18 protein-coding genes are annotated in these 18,199 nt (G+C 64.0%); 14 read left to right on the forward strand and 4 right to left on the reverse strand.

Annotated elements, in window-relative coordinates; genetic code table 11:
* The first annotated feature begins 193 nt into the window (after positions 1-193).
* Genes IAE40_RS03105 through IAE40_RS03115 form a run of 3 tightly spaced genes read left to right on the forward strand, consistent with a single transcriptional unit; the run spans position 194 to position 3,756 of the window.
* A complete protein-coding gene (locus IAE40_RS03105; RefSeq protein ID WP_200602651.1) occupies positions 194-853 on the forward strand; it encodes a paraquat-inducible protein A in 660 nt (219 codons plus the stop codon).
* Entirely contained in the window at positions 840-1,463 is a 624-nt protein-coding gene (locus IAE40_RS03110; protein ID WP_200602652.1) for a paraquat-inducible protein A, read from the forward strand. The genes IAE40_RS03105 and IAE40_RS03110 overlap by 14 nt, the downstream gene beginning before the upstream one ends.
* Positions 1,456-3,756: a PqiB family protein gene (locus IAE40_RS03115; RefSeq protein WP_054895093.1), complete on the forward strand. Its 2,301-nt coding sequence runs from the start codon at positions 1,456-1,458 to the stop codon at positions 3,754-3,756. Before IAE40_RS03110 ends, IAE40_RS03115 begins: the two co-directional genes overlap by 8 nt.
* A 117-nt stretch (positions 3,757-3,873) precedes the next feature.
* Here IAE40_RS03115 and rpsT read toward each other — a convergent pair whose 3' ends face one another.
* The gene (gene rpsT / locus IAE40_RS03120) at positions 3,874-4,152 is read right to left on the reverse strand and encodes a 30S ribosomal protein S20 (protein ID WP_029614579.1); all 279 of its coding nucleotides are present in this window, start codon (positions 4,150-4,152) and stop codon (positions 3,874-3,876) included.
* 253 nt (positions 4,153-4,405) lie between these two features.
* Between rpsT and murJ the strand changes: the two genes are divergently transcribed.
* From murJ to ispH, 6 genes are all read left to right on the forward strand, one after another.
* Positions 4,406-5,944, forward strand: coding sequence for a murein biosynthesis integral membrane protein MurJ (murJ, locus tag IAE40_RS03125; protein WP_197892652.1), 1,539 nt, complete (start codon positions 4,406-4,408; stop codon positions 5,942-5,944).
* 118 nt (positions 5,945-6,062) lie between these two features.
* Positions 6,063-7,013 (forward strand): bifunctional riboflavin kinase/FAD synthetase, encoded by a 951-nt coding sequence (gene ribF / locus IAE40_RS03130; RefSeq protein ID WP_200602653.1) that lies wholly within the window; start codon positions 6,063-6,065, stop codon positions 7,011-7,013.
* Positions 7,010-9,841 carry an isoleucine--tRNA ligase gene (ileS, locus tag IAE40_RS03135; protein WP_063542796.1) on the forward strand — a complete coding sequence of 944 codons (2,832 nt, stop codon included), beginning with the start codon at positions 7,010-7,012 and terminating at the stop codon, positions 9,839-9,841. Before ribF ends, ileS begins: the two co-directional genes overlap by 4 nt.
* Positions 9,834-10,349 carry a signal peptidase II gene (lspA, locus tag IAE40_RS03140; protein ID WP_063542798.1) on the forward strand — a complete coding sequence of 172 codons (516 nt, stop codon included), beginning with the start codon at positions 9,834-9,836 and terminating at the stop codon, positions 10,347-10,349. Before ileS ends, lspA begins: the two co-directional genes overlap by 8 nt.
* Positions 10,342-10,779 carry an FKBP-type peptidyl-prolyl cis-trans isomerase gene (locus IAE40_RS03145; protein ID WP_054895098.1) on the forward strand — a complete coding sequence of 146 codons (438 nt, stop codon included), beginning with the start codon at positions 10,342-10,344 and terminating at the stop codon, positions 10,777-10,779. The genes lspA and IAE40_RS03145 overlap by 8 nt, the downstream gene beginning before the upstream one ends.
* A 14-nt stretch (positions 10,780-10,793) precedes the next feature.
* The gene (gene ispH / locus IAE40_RS03150; RefSeq protein WP_063542800.1) at positions 10,794-11,741 is read left to right on the forward strand and encodes a 4-hydroxy-3-methylbut-2-enyl diphosphate reductase; all 948 of its coding nucleotides are present in this window, start codon (positions 10,794-10,796) and stop codon (positions 11,739-11,741) included.
* Here the strand turns inward: ispH and IAE40_RS03155 are convergent, their stop codons facing one another.
* A complete protein-coding gene (locus IAE40_RS03155; protein ID WP_200602654.1) occupies positions 11,742-12,230 on the reverse strand; it encodes a GspH/FimT family pseudopilin in 489 nt (162 codons plus the stop codon).
* Between the two features lie 110 nt (positions 12,231-12,340).
* Between IAE40_RS03155 and IAE40_RS25955 the strand changes: the two genes are divergently transcribed.
* The 5 genes from IAE40_RS25955 to thiO are packed head-to-tail and all read left to right on the forward strand — an operon-like array spanning position 12,341 to position 15,364.
* Positions 12,341-12,703 carry a prepilin-type N-terminal cleavage/methylation domain-containing protein gene (locus IAE40_RS25955; RefSeq protein WP_371105618.1) on the forward strand — a complete coding sequence of 121 codons (363 nt, stop codon included), beginning with the start codon at positions 12,341-12,343 and terminating at the stop codon, positions 12,701-12,703.
* Positions 12,700-13,365 (forward strand): PilW family protein, encoded by a 666-nt coding sequence (locus IAE40_RS03165; protein WP_200602655.1) that lies wholly within the window; start codon positions 12,700-12,702, stop codon positions 13,363-13,365. Before IAE40_RS25955 ends, IAE40_RS03165 begins: the two co-directional genes overlap by 4 nt.
* Positions 13,362-13,844, forward strand: a complete 483-nt coding sequence (locus IAE40_RS03170; protein ID WP_125930790.1) for a hypothetical protein — start codon at positions 13,362-13,364, stop codon at positions 13,842-13,844. The genes IAE40_RS03165 and IAE40_RS03170 overlap by 4 nt, the downstream gene beginning before the upstream one ends.
* Position 13,845: 1 nt before the next feature.
* Positions 13,846-14,235: a type IV pilin protein gene (locus IAE40_RS03175; protein ID WP_200602656.1), complete on the forward strand. Its 390-nt coding sequence runs from the start codon at positions 13,846-13,848 to the stop codon at positions 14,233-14,235.
* Positions 14,236-14,266: 31 nt separating this feature from the next.
* Positions 14,267-15,364, forward strand: coding sequence for a glycine oxidase ThiO (thiO, locus tag IAE40_RS03180; RefSeq protein ID WP_200602657.1), 1,098 nt, complete (start codon positions 14,267-14,269; stop codon positions 15,362-15,364).
* 53 nt (positions 15,365-15,417) lie between these two features.
* On the opposite strand, the gene IAE40_RS03185 is transcribed toward thiO, so the two are convergent.
* Complete coding sequence (locus tag IAE40_RS03185; protein ID WP_200602658.1) at positions 15,418-16,827, reverse strand: amidase; 1,410 nt, start codon at positions 16,825-16,827, stop codon at positions 15,418-15,420.
* Position 16,828: 1 nt separating this feature from the next.
* A complete protein-coding gene (locus tag IAE40_RS03190) occupies positions 16,829-18,106 on the reverse strand; it encodes a Zn-dependent hydrolase (RefSeq protein WP_112897294.1) in 1,278 nt (425 codons plus the stop codon).
* Positions 18,107-18,199: the final 93 nt, after the last annotated feature.

Below are 18,199 nucleotides of genomic sequence, written 5' to 3' on the forward strand. Positions count from 1 at the left end.
ATTCATTTCGCAAAACCCCTATCTGCGCGAGCAGGTAGGGGTTTTGTCTTTTCCGCGGCCACGAGCCGGCAGCATTCACTGCCGAGAGCAAGCAGGTGGCCGACACCATTCGTAACCGCCTTTGCAAAGCACCATCTCCCACATTTCGAGTCTGAACACTAGAATAGAGCCGACTTTCCTATCAGAACTCCCTATGTCCAACCCTGCCGATCCCGAAGCGCTGGCCAGCCTGCCGCTGGAAGACCTCGTGGCTTGTCACGAGTGTGACCTGCTGCTGCGCAAGCCTGTGCTGCAGCATGGCGAGAAAGCCCAGTGTCCGCGCTGTGGCTACGAGCTCTATGCGCATCGTTACAATGTCGTCAATCGCAGCCTCGCGCTGGTGCTGACCGCGCTGTTTCTTTATATCCCGGCCAATTTCCTGCCTATCATGCAGCTGCACCTGCTCGGCCAGACCGCTGACGACACGGTGTGGAGTGGTGTTCTGGGCCTGTACAACTCTGAAATGCGTGGCGTCGCCGTTGTGGTGTTCCTGTGCAGCATGGCTATTCCGTTGCTCAAGCTGCTGTGCCAACTCCTGGTCCTGCTGAGCATTCGCCTGAATATCGGTCGTGGCCATGGCCTGTTGTTCTATCGCATCTATCATCACCTGCGGGAGTGGGGGATGCTCGAGGTGTACTTCATGGGCGTGCTGGTAGCGATCGTCAAGCTGGTCGACCTGGCGCAACTGACCGTCGGGCTCGGTTTGTTCTGCTTTATCAGCCTGTTGCTGGTGCAGGTCTGGCTGGAGGTGGTGATGTCGCCGCATCAGATATGGGTAGCGCTCTCCGGGGAGAATACCCATGCGGGCGATTGATGCCGGTATCCTGGTCTGCAACGAGTGTCACGAGCTCAATCGCCAGGAGCCGGGCTGCGACTCGCAGGCCTGCACTCGTTGTGGTGCCATCGTGCATGCGCGTCGCCCCAACAGTATCGTGCGCACCTGGGCGCTGCTCGTCACTGCGATGATCCTGTACATCCCGGCCAACCTGCTGCCGATCATGACCGTCAGCACCTTGGGCCAGGGCAGCCCGGACACCATCATGTCCGGGGTCATCACCCTGATGAAGCACGGCATGCTGCCCATAGCCGCGGTGGTATTCATTGCCAGTATTCTGGTGCCGACCTTCAAGCTGGTGGGCATTGGCCTGCTGCTTTACTCGGTGCAGCGTCATCAGCCGCTCTCGGCCCGGCAGCGAATCCTGATGTACCGCTTTATCGAATTCATCGGTCGCTGGTCGATGCTCGACATCTTCGTCATCGCCATTCTGGTGGCGGTGGTGAATTTCGGTCGCATCGCCAGTGTCGAAGCCAACCTGGGCGCCGTCGCCTTTGCCAGTGTGGTGATCCTGACGATGCTTGCTGCTTTAACTTTCGATCCCCGACTGATCTGGGATAACACGGAGTCGGACGACGACCATGAGTGACTTGCCAACGGCCAAAACACGCCCAGCCTCGAACTGGTCGGCCATCTGGATTCTGCCGCTGATCGCCCTGATGATCGGGGGCTGGCTTGCCTGGCAGGCCTATCGTGACGCTGGCGTGGAGATTCAGGTTCGTTTCGAAACTGGCGAGGGAATCGTCGCCAACAAGACCGAGGTGATCTACAAGGGCATGTCGGTGGGCAAGGTAACCAGCCTGGTGCTGGATGCCGAGGGCAGCAACACGGGTGTGATCGCCACCATCGAGATGAACAAGACGGCCGAGCCGCACATGAATAAAGGCACGCGCTTCTGGCTGGTCAAGCCGAGCGTCAGCCTGGCTGGGATCTCCGGGTTGGAGACGCTGGTTTCCGGCAACTACATCGCCGTTGATCCAGGGCAGGGCGAACCTACCCGTCGCTTCACCGCACTGGCCGAGGCACCACCGCTTTCTGACAAGGAGCCCGGCCTGCACCTGACGCTCAAGGCGGAGCGCCTGGGCTCGCTCAATCGTGAGAGCCCGGTGTTCTACAAGCAGATCCAGGTGGGCAAGGTAAAAAGCTATCGCCTGTCAGACGACCACGGAACGGTCGAGATCAAGCTGTTCATCGAGCCTGAATACGCTGGTCTGGTGCGCAAACACACGCGTTTCTGGAATGCCAGCGGCATCAGCATCGATGCCAATCTGTCGGGCGTCAAGGTGCGCAGTGAATCGCTGTCGAGCATCGTGGCTGGGGGCATCGCCTTCGCTACTCCAGAGCATCGCAAGGACAGCCCGCCCACCGATCCGAGCCTTCCGTTCCGTCTCTATGAGGACTTCGAGGCAGCTCAGGCTGGTATCCGCATCAAGGTGCACCTGACCGATTACGAAGGCCTGCAGGCTGGACGTACCCCGGTGATGTACAAGGGTATCCAGGTGGGCTCCATGAAAACGCTGAAGATCGATGATGGCCTCGATGGCGCCATGGCCGAGCTCACGCTGGACCCGCTGGCCGAAGACTACCTGGTGGAAGGTACCCAGTTCTGGGTGGTCAAACCGTCCATTTCATTGGCGGGCATCACCGGCCTGGAGGCGCTGGTAAAGGGTAACTACATCGCCATTCGTCCGGGCGAGAAAGGCGCGCGACCGCAGCGTGAGTTCGAGGCCAGGGCCAAGGCGCCACCGCTCGATCTCAAGGCGCCGGGCCTGCACCTGGTGCTGTTCGCTGACACGCTCGGCTCGCTCGAGGTAGGTAGTCCAGTAACCTATCGCCAGGTCAAGGTCGGTAGCGTGCAGAGCTACCAGTTCGCACGCAACAGCAAGCGTATCCTGATTGGTGTCCATATCGAGAAAGAGTATGCCGGCCTGGTGAACGGTTCGACGCGCTTCTGGAATGCCAGCGGTATCACGCTCACTGGCGGCCTGTCGGGTATCAAGATCAAGAGTGAGTCGTTGCAGACCCTGATGGCTGGTGGCATCGCTTTTGACACGCCGCAGCAGAACGTGCCGCTCAAACGACACATTCCACGTTTCCGCCTGCTGGAGAACGAGGAGGCAGCCAACCGTGCCGGCACTCTCGTGACCATCCGTGTGGAGCGTGCCGATGGTCTCAAGCCCGGTACGCCGATCCGCTTCCGTGGCCTGGACGTAGGCAGCATTGAAAGCGTCGACCTGACCTCCGACTTGCAGGCTGTGCTGCTGCGTGCGCGGATCACCGATGCTGCGGACCGCATTGCCCGGGCAGGCACGCAATTCTGGGTGGTGAAGCCGGCATTCGGGCTGGTGCGCACAGAGAACCTGGATACCCTGATCGGCGGTCAGTACCTGGAGGTACAGCCGGCATTGAAGAGCCAGGGCCCGCAGCGGGATTTCATCGCCTTGCCCGAAGCGCCGGAGGTGGTTGGTCAGGAGGTCGGTTTGCCGCTGACGTTGAGCGCCTCGCGTCGTGGTTCGATAAAGCCGGGTGTACCAGTCACCTATCGTGAAGTACAGGTTGGCAAGGTCACGGGCTACGAACTGGGGCAGAGTGCGGACCGGGTGTTGATCCATATTCTGATCGAGCCACGCTATGCCGCCTTGGTGCGGGGCGGCAGCCGCTTCTGGAACAGCAGTGGTTTCGGCTTTGACTGGGGGCTATTCAAGGGGGCCACGGTGCGGACCGAATCGCTGGAAACCCTCATCGATGGAGGGATTGCCTTTGCAACGCCGGATGGCGAGCAGATGGGCAATCCTGCGCGGCCGCAGCAGACCTTCGCCCTGTTCGATAAACCGGATGATGCCTGGTTGCAGTGGGCGCCGAAGATCCCGGTGGGCAAGTAGCAATGAGTCCAGGGCCGCTTATCGCGGCCCGGACTTCTGGGTTGCCTGTCGATGGCCAGCTAAATCGCAGGCAACAAAAAACCGACCCTAGGGTCGGTTTTTGTTAAAGCGCGTCGCTTAGGCAGCTGCAGCTTCTTTCAGCGCCTTGATGTGGCCATTCAGACGGCCTTTGTGGCGAGCAGCTTTATTCTTGTGGATGATGCCTTTATCGGCCATGCGGTCGATTACAGGCACAGCCAGAGTGTAAGCAGCTTGCGCTTTTTCGGCGTCTTTAGCGTCGATGGCCTTGACTACGTTCTTGATGTAGGTACGGACCATGGAACGCAGGCTGGCGTTGTGGCTGCGACGCTTCTCAGCCTGTTTTGCACGTTTCTTGGCGGAAGGTGTGTTGGCCACCGTCGAGCTCCTCGAAAGACTTTTGGGTAAATAGCAAACAAATAAGGCCGCGAATCATGCCGATGAGTCGGACGGATGTCAAGGCCAGTTGCAAGGATCTGCCGAGTGGCATGTGTGCGCGGAAGGAGAGATTCCTTTCTACGCAACGACCTGTAAACTCGGGAGTTTTTGGCACCCCTGCAAAGAAGCGGGATTATCGCACATCCGGGCGTCATCTGGCAGCGCTCTCAAGTCCCAGGCGTAAAACTTTTCGATGAACCTGCTCAAATCCCTGGCTGCAGTCAGCTCCATCACCATGATTTCGCGGGTGCTGGGTTTCGTGCGCGACACCATTCTGGCGCGGGTCTTCGGCGCCGGCATCGCCACCGACGCCTTCTTCATTGCCTTCAAACTGCCCAACCTGCTGCGGCGTATCTTCGCCGAGGGCGCGTTTTCCCAAGCCTTCGTGCCGATTCTTGCCGAATACAAGACCCAGCAGGGCGAGGAGGCCACGCGCACTTTCATCGCCTATGTCAGTGGCCTGCTCACGCTGGTCCTGGCTCTGGTCACTGCCCTGGGCATACTCGCCGCGCCCTGGGTGGTTTGGGTCACGGCCCCCGGCTTTGTCGACAGTGCCGAGAAATACGAACTCACCACCGCACTGTTGCGGGTGACGTTTCCTTATATATTGCTGATATCCCTGTCGTCGCTGGTCGGGGCGATCCTCAACACCTGGAACCGCTTCTCGGTGCCGGCCTTTACGCCGACCCTGCTGAACGTGGCGATGATCGCCTTCGCCGTGTTCCTCACCCCCTATTTCGACCCGCCGATCATGGCCCTGGCCTGGGGCGTGCTGGCGGGGGGGCTGGCCCAGCTGCTGTACCAGCTGCCAGCCTTGAAGAAGATCGGCATGCTCGTGCTGCCACGGCTGAACCTGCGCGATACCGGGGTATGGCGCGTGCTCAAGCAGATGCTGCCGGCGATCCTCGGGGTGTCGGTGAGCCAGATCTCGCTGATCATCAACACCATCTTCGCCTCCTTCCTGGTGGCCGGCTCGGTGTCCTGGATGTACTACGCCGACCGTCTGATGGAGCTTCCTTCCGGTGTGCTGGGCGTAGCCTTGGGCACCATTCTTCTGCCGACCCTGGCCAAGACCTACGCCAACAAGGACCGTGAAGAGTATTCGCGGATCCTCGACTGGGGCCTGCGCCTGTGCTTCCTGCTGGTGCTGCCTTGCACCCTGGCCCTGGCGATCCTCGCCGAGCCGCTGACCGTGGCGCTGTTCCAGTACGGCAAGTTCACCGCCACCGATGCCGCCATGACCCAGCGCGCACTGATCGCCTATTCGGTCGGTCTGCTGGCGATCATCCTGGTCAAGGTCCTAGCGCCTGGCTTCTATGCGCAGCAGAACATCCGTACGCCGGTGAAGATCGCCATCTTCACCCTGATCTGCACGCAATTGTTCAACCTCGCGCTGATCGGCCCGCTGCAGCACGCCGGTCTGGCTCTGGCCATCAGCCTGGGAGCCTGTCTCAACGCCGGTCTGCTGTTCTGGAAGCTGCGCAGCCACGGTATGTTCCAGCCCCAGGCGGGCTGGGCGATGTTCCTGCTCAAGCTGGTACTGGCAGTTGGGCTGATGTCTGGCGTGCTGCTGCTGGGCATGCACTTCATGCCAGCCTGGGAGCAGGGCAACATGCTCGAGCGTTTCCTGCGCCTCGGCGCATTGATCGGCGCGGGTGTGGTGACCTACTTCGGGTGCCTGTTCCTGTGCGGTTTCCGCCCTCGGCACTTTGTCCGCAAGGCGCTGCACTGAGGTCGGGGCAGGGCCAGGCGTCGGTTTTTCGCATTCCACGGCCCACAGTGGCACTGCTGCCTGTCACCAGCGCCCCGGTGTGGTTATAATCGGCCACTTTATGAGCAAGAAGCGCGTTATGCAGCTGGTTCGAGGTCTTCACAACCTGCGCCCCGAGCACCGGGGCTGTGTCGCCACCATTGGCAACTTCGACGGGGTTCACCGGGGCCACCAGGCCATCCTGGCGCGCCTGCGTGAGCGCGGCCAGGAGCTGGGCCTGCCCACCTGCGTGGTGATCTTCGAGCCGCAGCCGCGGGAATATTTCGCCCCGGACACCGCGCCGGCCCGGCTGGCGCGTCTGCGCGACAAAATCGAGCTGCTGGCCGACGAAGGCATTGACCGGGTGTTGTGCCTGGCCTTCAACCAGCGCCTTAGCCAGCTCAGCGCCGATCAGTTCGTCAAGGCGGTGCTGGTCGATGGCCTGGGCGTGCGTCACCTGGAAGTCGGCGACGACTTCCGCTTCGGCTGCGATCGTGCCGGCGACTTCGACTTCCTGGTGCAGGCCGGCCAGCAGTACGGTTTCACCGTCGAGGCGGCCAACACCGTGATCCAGGACGGCCTGCGCGTCAGCAGCACCGAAGTGCGCAAGGCCCTGGCCGAAGCCGACTTCGAGCTGGCCGAGCACTTGCTGGGCCGTCCGTATCGCATTACCGGGCGCGTGCTGCACGGCCAGAAACTGGCCCGCCAGCTCGGCACGCCCACCGCCAACATCCAGCTCAAGCGCCGTCGCGTGCCGCTGTCCGGGGTCTACCTGACCAGCATCGAAATCGACGGCACGCGTTGGCCGGGTGTCGGCAACATCGGGGTTCGTCCCACCGTCAAGGGTGATGGGCGTCCCCACCTGGAAATCCATCTCCTGGACTACACCGGCGACCTCTATGGCCGGCGTCTGACAGTGGAGTTCCACCACAAGCTGCGCGAGGAGCAGCGATTCGCCTCCCTGGAGGCGCTGAAGTCGGCGATCGACGCGGACATCGCCGCCGCACGTGCCCACTGGCACGCTCAACCGCTAACCAAGAGCCTGAAATGACCGACTACAAAGCCACGCTTAACCTTCCGGACACCGCCTTCCCCATGAAGGCCGGCCTGCCTCAGCGCGAACCGCAGATCCTGCAGCGCTGGGACAGCATTGGCCTGTACCGGAAGTTGCGCGAGATTGGCAAGGATCGTCCGAAGTTCGTCCTGCACGACGGCCCGCCCTATGCCAACGGCAAAATCCACATCGGTCACGCGCTGAACAAGATCCTCAAGGACATGATCGTCCGGTCCAAGACCTTGTCGGGCTTCGACGCACCCTACGTGCCGGGCTGGGACTGCCATGGCCTGCCGATCGAGCACAAGGTCGAGGTCACCCATGGCAAGCACCTGACGCCCGACCAGACCCGCGAGCTGTGCCGCGCCTACGCCGCCGAGCAGATCGAAGGGCAGAAGAGCGAATTCATCCGCCTGGGCGTGCTGGGCGACTGGGACAACCCCTACAAGACCATGGACTTCGCCAACGAAGCTGGCGAGATCCGCGCCCTGGCCGAGATGGTCAAGCAAGGCTACGTGTTCAAGGGCCTCAAGCCGGTGAACTGGTGCTTCGATTGCGGTTCGGCCCTGGCCGAGGCCGAGGTCGAGTACGCCGACAAGAAATCCCAGACCATCGATGTCGCCTTCCCGATCGCCGACCAGGACAAACTGGCCGCCGCCTTCGGCCTGGCTTCGCTGAACAAGCCTGCCGCGATCGTGATCTGGACCACCACCCCCTGGACCATTCCGGCCAACCAGGCGCTGAACATCCACCCGGACTTCAACTACGCCCTGGTCGATACCGGCGAGCGCCTGCTGGTGCTGGCCGAGGAACTGGTCGAGTCGTGCCTGAAGCGTTACGCGCTGGAAGGCTCGGTAGTGGCCACCGCGCCAGGCAAGGCGCTGGAACTGATCAATTTCCGCCACCCGTTCTACGAGCGCCTGTCGCCCATCTACCTGGCCGAGTACGTCGAGCTGGGCGCCGGTACTGGCGTGGTCCACTCCGCGCCGGCCTACGGTGAGGACGACTTCGTCACCTGCAAGCGCTACGGCATGGTCAACGACGACATTCTCACGCCCGTGCAGAGCAACGGCGTGTACGCGCCATCGCTGGAGTTCTTCGGTGGCCAGTTCATCTGGAAGGCCAATCCGGCCATCGTCGAGAAGCTGCAGGAAGTCGGTGCGCTGCTGCACACCGAAACCATCAGCCACAGCTACATGCACTGCTGGCGCCACAAGACCCCGTTGATCTACCGCGCCACCGCACAGTGGTTCGTTGGCATGGACAAGCAGCCCAACAACGGTGAAAACCTGCGTGAGCGTGCGCTCAAGGCCATCGAGGACACCAAGTTCGTGCCGTCCTGGGGCCAGGCTCGCCTGCACGCGATGATCGCCAACCGTCCTGACTGGTGCATCTCGCGCCAGCGCAACTGGGGCGTACCTATCCCGTTCTTCCTCGACAAACAGACCGGCGAGCTGCACCCTCGCACCGTCGAGCTGATGGAAGAAGTGGCCAAGCGCGTCGAGAAACAAGGCATCGAGGCCTGGTTCAAGCTCGACGCCAAGGAGCTGCTGGGTGACGAGGCCGGCCAGTACGACAAGATCGCCGACACGCTCGACGTCTGGTTCGACTCCGGTACCACCCACTGGCACGTGCTGCGTGGCTCGCACGACATCGGCCATACCACCGGCCCGCGCGCCGACCTGTACCTGGAAGGCTCCGACCAGCACCGCGGCTGGTTCCACTCCTCCCTGCTGACCGGTTGCGCCATCGACGGCCACGCGCCGTACCGCGAGCTGCTGACCCACGGTTTCACCGTGGACGAGAACGGCCGCAAGATGTCCAAGTCGCTGGGTAACACCATCGAGCCGGAAAAGGTCAACAACACCCTGGGCGCCGACATCCTGCGCCTGTGGGTTTCCGCCACCGATTACTCCGGCGAGATGGCCGTTTCCGAGCAGATCCTGCAGCGCAGCGCCGACGCCTACCGGCGTATCCGCAACACCGCGCGCTTCCTGCTCTCCAACCTGTCCGGCTTCGATCCGGCGCGCGACCTGTTGCCGGCCGAAGACATGCTGGCCCTGGACCGCTGGGCGGTCGATCGCACCCTGCTGCTGCAGCGTGAGCTCGAAGAGAACTACGCCGAGTACCGGTTCTGGAACGTCTACTCCAAGGTGCACAACTTCTGCGTGCAGGAGCTGGGCGGCTTCTACCTCGACATCATCAAGGACCGCCAGTACACCACCGGCGCCAACAGCGTTGCGCGCCGCTCCTGCCAGACCGCGCTGTACCACATCAGCGAGGCGCTGGTGCGCTGGATCGCGCCGATCCTGGCCTTCACCGCCGACGAGATCTGGCAGTACCTGCCGGGCGAGCGCAACGAGTCGGTCATGCTCAACACCTGGTACCAGGGCCTGAGCGAGCTGCCACAGGACAGCGAGCTGGATCGCGCCTACTGGGACCGCATCATGGCGGTCAAGGCGGCGGTCAACAAGGAGCTGGAGAACCAGCGCGTGGCCAAGGTCATCGGTGGCAACCTGCAAGCCGAAGTCACGCTCTTCGCCGAGGAAAGCCTGAGCGCCGACCTGGCCAAGCTGGGCGACGAGTTGCGCTTCGTGCTGATCACCTCTGCCGCCAGCGTGGTGCCGTTCGTCCAGGCGCCGGCCGAGGCGGTGACAACCGAAGTCGAAGGCCTCAAGCTGAAAGTGGTCAAGTCCGGCCACGCCAAGTGCGGCCGTTGCTGGCACTTCCGCGCCGACGTCGGCAGCCACCCGGAACACCCGGAGATCTGCGCTCGCTGCGTCGACAACATCAGCGGCAACGGTGAGGTGCGCCACTATGCCTAATCCTGCAGCGGGGCGCTTCGGGCGCCTTGCCTGGCTCTGGCTGAGCCTGGTGGTCCTGGTCCTCGACCAGGCCACCAAGCTGTATTTCGACAACGCCCTGACCATGTATCAGCAGATCGTGGTCATTCCCGACTACTTCAGCTGGACCTTGGCCTACAACACGGGCGCGGCCTTCAGCTTCCTGGCCGACAGCTCGGGCTGGCAGCGCTGGTTGTTCGCCCTGATCGCCGTGGTGGTCAGCGCCGTACTGGTGGTCTGGCTCAAGCGCCTGGGGCGCAACGAGACCTGGCTGGCGGTCGCGCTGGCCCTGGTGCTGGGTGGTGCCATCGGCAACCTGTGGGACCGCGTCGTGCTGGGGCATGTGGTCGACTTCATCCTCGTCCACTGGCGCAACACCCACTACTTCCCGGCCTTCAACCTGGCCGACAGTGCGATTACCGTCGGTGCGGTGATGCTGGCGCTGGACATGTTCAAGAGCAAGAAAAGCGAGGAGCCGGTCCATGACTGAGACCCGTATCGGCCAGAACACCGAAGTCACCCTGCACTTCGCGCTGCACCTGGAAAACGGCGACACCGTCGACAGCACCTTCGACAAGGCACCCGCCGTGTTCAAGGTCGGCGATGGCAACCTGCTGCCGGGCTTCGAGACTGCACTGTTCGGCTTCAAGGCCGGCGACGAGCGCAAGCTGACCATCACCCCTGAGAACGCCTTTGGTCAGCCCAACCCGCAGAACGTGCAGGTGATGCCCCGTTCGCAGTTCGACGGCATGGAGCTGTCAGAGGGCCTGCTGGTGATCTTCAACGATGCCGCCAACACCGAGCTTCCGGGTGTGGTGAAAGCCTTCGATGACAACCAGGTGACCATCGACTTCAACCATCCGCTGGCTGGCAAGACCCTGAACTTCGAGGTCAAGATCCTCGATGTGAAGGCGCTGTGAGCCTGGAGCCGAGCATGCAAATCAAACTCGCCAACCCGCGTGGCTTCTGCGCGGGTGTGGACCGGGCGATCGAGATCGTCAACCGTGCCCTGGAAGTTTTCGGGCCGCCGATCTACGTGCGCCATGAAGTGGTGCACAACAAGTTCGTCGTCGAGGACCTGCGCAACCGCGGCGCGATCTTCGTCGAAGAGCTGGATCAGGTCCCGGACGATGTGATCGTCATCTTCAGTGCCCACGGTGTCTCGCAAGCCGTACGCCAGGAAGCGGCCGGTCGTGGCCTGAAGGTGTTCGACGCCACCTGTCCGCTGGTGACCAAGGTGCACATCGAGGTGGCCAAGTACAGCCGTGATGGCCGTGAATGCATTCTCATCGGTCATGCCGGACACCCGGAAGTCGAAGGCACCATGGGCCAGTATGACGCCAGCAACGGCGGCGCCATCTACCTCGTCGAGGACGAAAAGGATGTCGCCACCCTGCAGGTCCGCGATCCTGACCACCTGGCGTTCGTCACCCAGACCACGCTGTCGATGGACGACACCAGTCGCGTCATCGATGCCCTGCGTGCACGCTTCCCGAACATTGGTGGTCCGCGCAAGGACGATATCTGCTACGCCACCCAGAACCGTCAGGATGCGGTCAAGCAACTGGCCGATGAGTGTGATGTGGTGCTGGTGGTCGGCAGCCCGAACAGCTCCAACTCCAACCGTCTGCGCGAACTGGCCGAACGCATGAGCACGCCGGCCTACCTGATCGACGGTGCCGAAGACCTGCAGCGTGCCTGGTTCGACGGCGTCCAGCGCATCGGCATCACTGCAGGCGCTTCTGCGCCCGAGGTGCTGGTGCGTGGGGTGATCGAGCAGCTCAAGGCCTGGGGTGCTACGGGCGCTGAGGAGCTTGATGGACGTGAAGAGAACATCACCTTCTCGATGCCCAAGGAGCTGCGGGTTCGCTCGCTGATCTGATCAGGGGCCTGCGCAGCGCGGCGCTTCGCTCGCCCCGCTGCGCAGGCTGACTCGCCCGCTAGGTGCGACAACGACCCGATGCTGACTGCTGCCCTGCGCACGTTGGCAGATCTGCAAGGTGCCGCCGGAAAATGCGCCATTGTCGCGCAGCGGGACACCCTGGCCACTGAACCTCAGTTTTTCCAGGTTGGCAGCGATCCTCATGGGGCGGCCCAGCCGATGTTCGCGCAGCAGTTGTTGGTTGCCTTCCAGCACTGTTTGCCAACCCTTCCCCCAATCCCCCTCCAGCGGTTGCACCACAACGCTCCGGTTCTGCAGCAATGCGTCGCCACGTGCGCTTCGCAGGCTCTGTGCCAGGTCGCGGGCGGCTGCGGCCTGGCGAAGGTCTTCGGTCAAGTTGGCGTAGGCCGGTGCCGCGAGCTGTGTCAGAAGCGCGGCCATGGCCAGTACGCTCATCATTTGTATCAGTGTTACTCCCTGTTGCCGCATCGTGCATTCCTCCCTGGAAGTGCTTCGCTGTAGCTTCGGTGCTGCGGACCAGAAGGTCCAGTCAGCCAGGCCGATCAGGCTTGGCGGGAAATTTCGCAGGAGGCGAAACCATGGTGCACAGGGAGCAGGGCATGACCTTGCTGGAAGTGGTGTTGGCAGTGCTGGTGCTGTCGCTCGGCTTGTTCGCCGCGGCGGCATCGCAGATACGCGCAGTGCAGGCCGGCGAGGGCGCGCGGCGCGATGCACAGGCGGTGCAGTTGGCGCACCTGTTGTTCGAGCGTGTGAGGGCGAGCGGTACGCTTGAACCCGAGGCGCTGCACGGCTGGCGCGCACTGATAGGTTCGCTGCTGGACCCGCGCGGCGAGGGGCGGGCGGTCGTGGCCGGAGAGTGGTTGCAGCTGGAGATTCGCTGGCACGACCCACGCAGCAGCGAGGCGCAGGTCATCGCTCTGCAGGGCAGGGTGCTGCCATGACGCCTCGACAACGAGGCTTCGGCCTGTTGGAGGCCCTGCTGGCACTGGCCTTGGGCTTGATACTGCTGGCCGCTGCGGGGCAAGCTCTGGTGTCGGCCCAGCAAGCCTGGCGCGTGCAAGGCGCGCTGTCGCGGATGCAGGATGACGCCTCGCTCGCCTTTCAGCGGCTGGCGCAGGACATTCGCATGACCGGCATGTTCGGCTGCCTGGCACCCGAAGCCATCGAGTTCATCGACCCCACTGCTGCACAGGCCTTCGCCCAGCCGTTGCAGATATCCCATGCCGGCGATGGTCGCGAGGTCACGCTCAGCCTGGTGACGGCCGATGTGCGAGGGGCAGGAGGCAACCCGGATTGGACGCTGCTCACCGATTGCCTCACCTGGGCCGAGGTTCATCCGGCACGCCAGGCCGGTAGCGGCACTACGCTGGCGTTCCCGGTGCGGCGGCAGACCTACCGCTTTCAAGGCGACGGCCTGATGCTCAGCGGCGGCGGCATGAATGCCGTGCTCATCGACAATGTGCGTGCTTTTCGTGTCACCCGTGTCGTGGGCAATGAGGGGGAGCGCGTGGACCTGCAGTTGACCCTGGGCGATCCTGTGCTGGGCGTCGAGCGAAACTACGCGCTGAGCGTTGCCCTGCGCAACCGGTTGCCATCGTCATGAGCGCCCAGCGCGGAATGGTCTTGCTGCTGGCCCTGGTGCTGAGCCTGCTGCTTGGTCTGTTCTCCATCTCGGCCCTGCGTGACACGCTGCAGCAGATAGCGTTGGCGGGCAGCGCGCTGGCGGCGGCGCGCGCCTTTGAAGAGGCCGAGGCGAGCCTGCTGGCGGGCGCGCTGCAGCTTGCCCTGGCGCCCCCCTCGCCCTGCCAGGTGTGCGCCCCGCCGCCCGCACCCCATGACCTGATCGATGGGCAGCCACCGTGGCAGGCCAGCGAGCACGGTTTCTTTCTGGTGCAGCAACTGGGGGTGAGCACCCGCGCTGCGCACATGCCGGAAGGGGCGAGGGTGGTCTTGTTCCGGATCACTGCGGTAAGCCGTCAGGCCCGCGCACGGCAGGTACTGGAGGCGATCTATGCGGTCGAGCCCGGACAGGCCCAGGCACCCCGGCGTATCGCCTGGCGCCAGCGATTCAGGGAGTCTTGAGATGCAGCGTGGCCTTAGCCTTATGGAGCTGTTGCTTGTCGTGGCCGTGACCGGCATTCTGGCGAGCGTTGCCTATCCCAGCTATAGCGACCAGCTTCGGCGTGCCGCGCGCGGCGAAGCGGTCGGCCTGCTGCACGATACCGCCCAGCGTCTGCAATCCCACTACGCCCGTACCGGCCAGTATGCCGACAGCGAGCAGTGGCAGACACCGCTGCCCGAGGGTAGCCGCTTCTATCGCCTGCGAGCCTGGCGCGAGCACGGCCAGTATCGGCTGCTGGCCGAGCGTCAGCCCCAGGGGCTGATGGCGCGTGATCGTTGTGGCGACTACCAGCTTGACCAGGCCGGTGCGCGCGCAAACCCCGGAGCGCTGGATGAGGCGGATTGTTGGTGAGGCGTTTTTACTTCAGGTGTTGGATCGACAGATGAGCAAGCACGTAGTGATTGTCGGTGGCGGGGTGATCGGTCTGCTGACTGCCTTCAACCTGGCCGCAAAGGTTGACCATGTAGTGGTGTGCGACCAGGGCGAGGTCGGTCGTGAGTCGTCCTGGGCCGGCGGGGGTATCGTCTCGCCCCTGTATCCGTGGCGCTACAGCCCGGCGGTGACCGCCCTGGCTCATTGGTCGCAGGATTTCTATCCACAGTTGGGCGAGCGTCTGTTCGCCAGCACGGGTGTCGACCCTGAAGTGCACACCACCGGTTTGTACTGGCTCGACCTCGACGATGAAGCCCAGGCCCTGGCCTGGGCTGCACGCGAACACCGTCCCTTGAGCGCCGTCGACATCTCGGCGGCCTATGACGCCGTGCCGGTGCTCGGCCCAGGCTATCAGCACGCCATCTACATGGCGGGCGTGGCCAACGTACGCAACCCGCGCCTGGTGAAGTCGCTGAAAGCCGCGTTGCTGGCACTGCCCAACGTCAGCCTGCGCGAACACTGCCAGATCAGCGGTTTCGCCCAGAAAGACGGGCGCGTGACCGGCGTTCTGACGGATGAAGGCGTGCTGGCCGCCGACGAAGTGGTGCTCAGTGCCGGTGCCTGGAGTGGCGACCTGTTGCGCACCCTCGAGCTGGAGTTGCCGGTTGAGCCGGTAAAGGGCCAGATGATCCTGTTCAAGTGCGATGCCGACTTTCTGCCGAGCATGGTACTGGCCAAGGGGCGCTATGCGATTCCGCGGCGCGACGGGCATATCCTGGTGGGCAGCACGCTTGAGCACGAGGGTTACGACAAGACCCCGACCGAGATTGCGCTGCAAAGTCTGCGGGCGTCGGCGATCGAGCTGTTGCCGCAATTGAAGGACGCACCGGTCGTGGGGCATTGGGCCGGGCTGCGACCGGGCTCGCCTGAAGGTATTCCCTACATCGGGCCGGTGCCTGGGCACGCCGGGCTGTGGCTCAACTGCGGGCATTACCGCAACGGTCTGGTGCTGGCGCCTGCTTCGTGCCAGTTGTTTACCGACCTGCTGACCGGCGCCGAGCCGATAATCGATCCTGCCCCCTACGCCCCGGCCGGGCGTCTGGGCTGACAACACGCAGCGGCCTCGCGTCGCGCAAGGCCGCTGCGTGTTTTGCACAGACCTCAGTGCCGGTGCGGCGCCTGCAGGTGCCGACTCGGGTAATGCTGTTCGTACACCTTGCACACCCTGAGCACCTGTTCATCGGCAAAGCGCGCGCCCACTACTTGCAGCCCCACCGGCAACCCCTCGCGGGTGAAGCCGCAGGGGACCGACGCCGCAGGCTGCTGGGTCAGGTTGAACGGGTAGCTGAAGGGCGTCCATTCCATCCACTGCGCCATGCCCGACCATGGCGGCACGTTGTGCCCGGCTTCGAATGCGACCAGTGGCAGCATCGGTGAGAGCAGCACGTCATGACGCTGGTGGAAGGCGTTCATCTGCGCGATCAGCTCGGCACGTGCTTCCAGTGCCTGGGTGTAATCGGCCAGGCTGATGCCAGCCCCCTGCTCGGCGATCCCGCGCAGGCCCGGGTCGAGCAAGTCCCGTTGTGCCTCGCTCAGTCCACTGGCCAAGCGTGCCGCGCCCGCGAACCACAGGGTATTGAAGGTCTGCAGCGGGTCGCTGAACCCTGGATCGACTTCCTCCACCGTCGCCCCCAGGCGCGACAGGCGTTGTACGGCTTGGGCCACCAGTGCCTGGATCTGCGGATCGACCTGTATGTAGCCGAAGTCGGCGCTGTAGGCGATACGCAGGCCGCGCAGGTCTGTCGAGTCGTCCAGCCAGGGCGACTGGCGTGGGGCTCCGGCCAGGCCGTCGCGCGGGTCGGGGCGGGCTACGCAGTCGAGCATCAGCACGGCGTCATCCACCGTACGGGTCATCGGCCCCAGGTGCGACAGCACGGTCATGGCGCTGGCTGGCCACTGCGGTACGTAGCCGAAGGTCGGCTTGATGCCGAAGGTACCGGTGAAGGCGCAGGGGATTCGAATCGAGCCACCGGCATCGCTGCCCTGGTGCAGCACGCCGAGATTGAGCGCCGCTGCTGCTGCCGCACCGCCAGACGACCCGCCCGCGGTCAGGCGGGTATCCCAGGGGTTGCGGGTGATGCCGTACAACGGGTTGTCGGTGACCCCTTTCCAGCCGAACTCCGGCGTGGTGGTCTTGCCCACCAGCACGGCGCCGGCCTCGCGCATGAAGGCGCTGAAGGGCGCATCGACTTCCCATGGTCCGACGCCTGAGCTGGTGCGTGAGCCTTTGCGGGTCGGCATGCCGCGGGTCAAGGTCAGGTCCTTGATCGACGTGGGCAATCCGTCCAGGCGTCCGCACGGCTCGCCACGCTGCCAGCGGCGTTCGCTGGCGCGGGCAGCGGCGCGTGCGCCTTCGCCGTCGACATGGCAGTAGGCGTTGACGGCGGGGTTGTGCAGGTCGATGCGGGCCAGCACGTCGTCGATCACTTCGAGGGGCGACAACTGGCGGCGGCGGTACAGTTCGAGCAGCTCGGTGGCACTGAATTCACCGATGGCGGTCTTGCCTGTCATCTCAATGGGCTCCCGGGTTGGCGGCCTGGACCATGGCGCGCAGCAGCACATCGCAGCCGTCTGCCAGGTCCTGCGGCGCGGCGTTCTCGATTTCGTTATGGCTGATGCCGCCTTCACACGGCACGAAGATCATCCCGGCCGGGCCCAGTTCGGCGAGGAAGATCGCATCGTGGCCAGCGCCACTGACGATGTCCATGTGGCTCAAGCCCAATTCGCGCGCACCCTGGCGTACCGCATCGACGCACTGCTCGGCGAAGTACAACGGAGGGAAGTCGGCGGTGGGGGTGAGCTCGAAACTCAGGCCATGGCGGGCGGCGCTGGCCTCGATCACCTCGCGCACCTCGGCGACCATCGCATCCAGGTGGGCGGGGTCGAGGTGGCGCAGGTCGAGGGTCATCTGCACCTGGCCGGGAATCACGTTGCGCGAACCGGGGTGCACGTTCAGGCAGCCGACGGTGCCGCAGGCATGTGGCTGGTGGGCGTGGGCCACGCGGTTGACTGCGGCCACCACCTCGGCAGCGCCCACCAGCGCATCCTTGCGCAGGTGCATCGGCGTCGGGCCTGCATGGGCCTCGACGCCAGTGAACACCAGGTCGAACCACTTCTGGCCCAGGCAGCCCTGAACCACACCGATGGTGGTGCGCTGGTCCTCCAGCACAGGCCCCTGCTCGATATGCGCTTCGAAATAAGCGCCGACCGGATGCCCGGTGGGCACCCGCGGGCCGGCGTAACCGATGCGCTGGAGCTCCGCGCCCACCGAAAGGCCCTGTTCGTCGACCTTGTCGAGGGTCTCCTGCAGGCCGAACTTACCGGCAAACACCCCCGATCCCATCATGCACGGTGGGAAGCGCGAGCCTTCTTCGTTGGTCCACACCACCACTTCCAGCGGGGCCTCGGTCTGCAGGCCAAGGTCATTGAGGGTGCGCACCACTTCGAGCCCGGCCATGACGCCGTAGCAGCCGTCGAACTTGCCGCCGGTGGGCTGGGTATCGATATGGCTGCCGGTCATGACCGGCGCCAGTGCCGGGTTGCGTCCTGCGCGGCGGGCGAAGATGTTGCCGATGGCGTCGACACTGACCGTGCAGCCAGCCTCTTCGCACCAGCGCACGAACAGGTCGCGGGCCTGGCGGTCGAGATCGGTCAGCGCCAGGCGGCATACACCGCCCTTGGCCGTGGCACCGAGCCGGGCCAGGTCCATCAGCGATTGCCAGAGGCGCTCTCGGTTGACCAGGGCGCCCTGGCCGAGCAGGTGTTGCGAGGGATCGATGCGGGTGTTCATGGTGCGTCTCTCCTGTAGCAATTAGAGGCCTTCTTCGCGGGCTGCTTGTGGCGATATCCCAGTGGGAGCGGGCTTGCCCGCGAAGAGGCCGAT

The sequence above is a fragment of the Pseudomonas sp. S44 genome, assembly GCF_016624805.1.
GTDB classification, from domain to species: Bacteria; Pseudomonadota; Gammaproteobacteria; order Pseudomonadales; family Pseudomonadaceae; genus Aquipseudomonas; species Aquipseudomonas machongensis.

Excerpts from the sequence above, each read along its gene's own strand:
- IAE40_RS03105 (WP_200602651.1), top strand. The coding sequence starts at position 194 with ATGTCCAACCCTGCCGATCCCGAAGCGCTGGCCAGCCTGCCGCTGGAA.
- IAE40_RS03110 (WP_200602652.1), top strand. The coding sequence starts at position 840 with ATGCGGGCGATTGATGCCGGTATCCTGGTCTGCAACGAGTGTCACGAG.
- IAE40_RS03115 (WP_054895093.1), top strand. The coding sequence starts at position 1,456 with ATGAGTGACTTGCCAACGGCCAAAACACGCCCAGCCTCGAACTGGTCG.
- murJ (WP_197892652.1), top strand. The coding sequence starts at position 4,406 with ATGAACCTGCTCAAATCCCTGGCTGCAGTCAGCTCCATCACCATGATT.
- ribF (WP_200602653.1), top strand. The coding sequence starts at position 6,063 with ATGCAGCTGGTTCGAGGTCTTCACAACCTGCGCCCCGAGCACCGGGGC.
- ileS (WP_063542796.1), top strand. The coding sequence starts at position 7,010 with ATGACCGACTACAAAGCCACGCTTAACCTTCCGGACACCGCCTTCCCC.
- lspA (WP_063542798.1), top strand. The coding sequence starts at position 9,834 with ATGCCTAATCCTGCAGCGGGGCGCTTCGGGCGCCTTGCCTGGCTCTGG.
- IAE40_RS03145 (WP_054895098.1), top strand. The coding sequence starts at position 10,342 with ATGACTGAGACCCGTATCGGCCAGAACACCGAAGTCACCCTGCACTTC.
- ispH (WP_063542800.1), top strand. The coding sequence starts at position 10,794 with ATGCAAATCAAACTCGCCAACCCGCGTGGCTTCTGCGCGGGTGTGGAC.
- IAE40_RS03155 (WP_200602654.1), bottom strand. The coding sequence starts at position 12,230 with ATGCGGCAACAGGGAGTAACACTGATACAAATGATGAGCGTACTGGCC.
- IAE40_RS25955 (WP_371105618.1), top strand. The coding sequence starts at position 12,341 with ATGGTGCACAGGGAGCAGGGCATGACCTTGCTGGAAGTGGTGTTGGCA.
- IAE40_RS03165 (WP_200602655.1), top strand. The coding sequence starts at position 12,700 with ATGACGCCTCGACAACGAGGCTTCGGCCTGTTGGAGGCCCTGCTGGCA.
- IAE40_RS03170 (WP_125930790.1), top strand. The coding sequence starts at position 13,362 with ATGAGCGCCCAGCGCGGAATGGTCTTGCTGCTGGCCCTGGTGCTGAGC.
- IAE40_RS03175 (WP_200602656.1), top strand. The coding sequence starts at position 13,846 with ATGCAGCGTGGCCTTAGCCTTATGGAGCTGTTGCTTGTCGTGGCCGTG.
- thiO (WP_200602657.1), top strand. The coding sequence starts at position 14,267 with ATGAGCAAGCACGTAGTGATTGTCGGTGGCGGGGTGATCGGTCTGCTG.
- IAE40_RS03185 (WP_200602658.1), bottom strand. The coding sequence starts at position 16,827 with ATGACAGGCAAGACCGCCATCGGTGAATTCAGTGCCACCGAGCTGCTC.
- IAE40_RS03190 (WP_112897294.1), bottom strand. The coding sequence starts at position 18,106 with ATGAACACCCGCATCGATCCCTCGCAACACCTGCTCGGCCAGGGCGCC.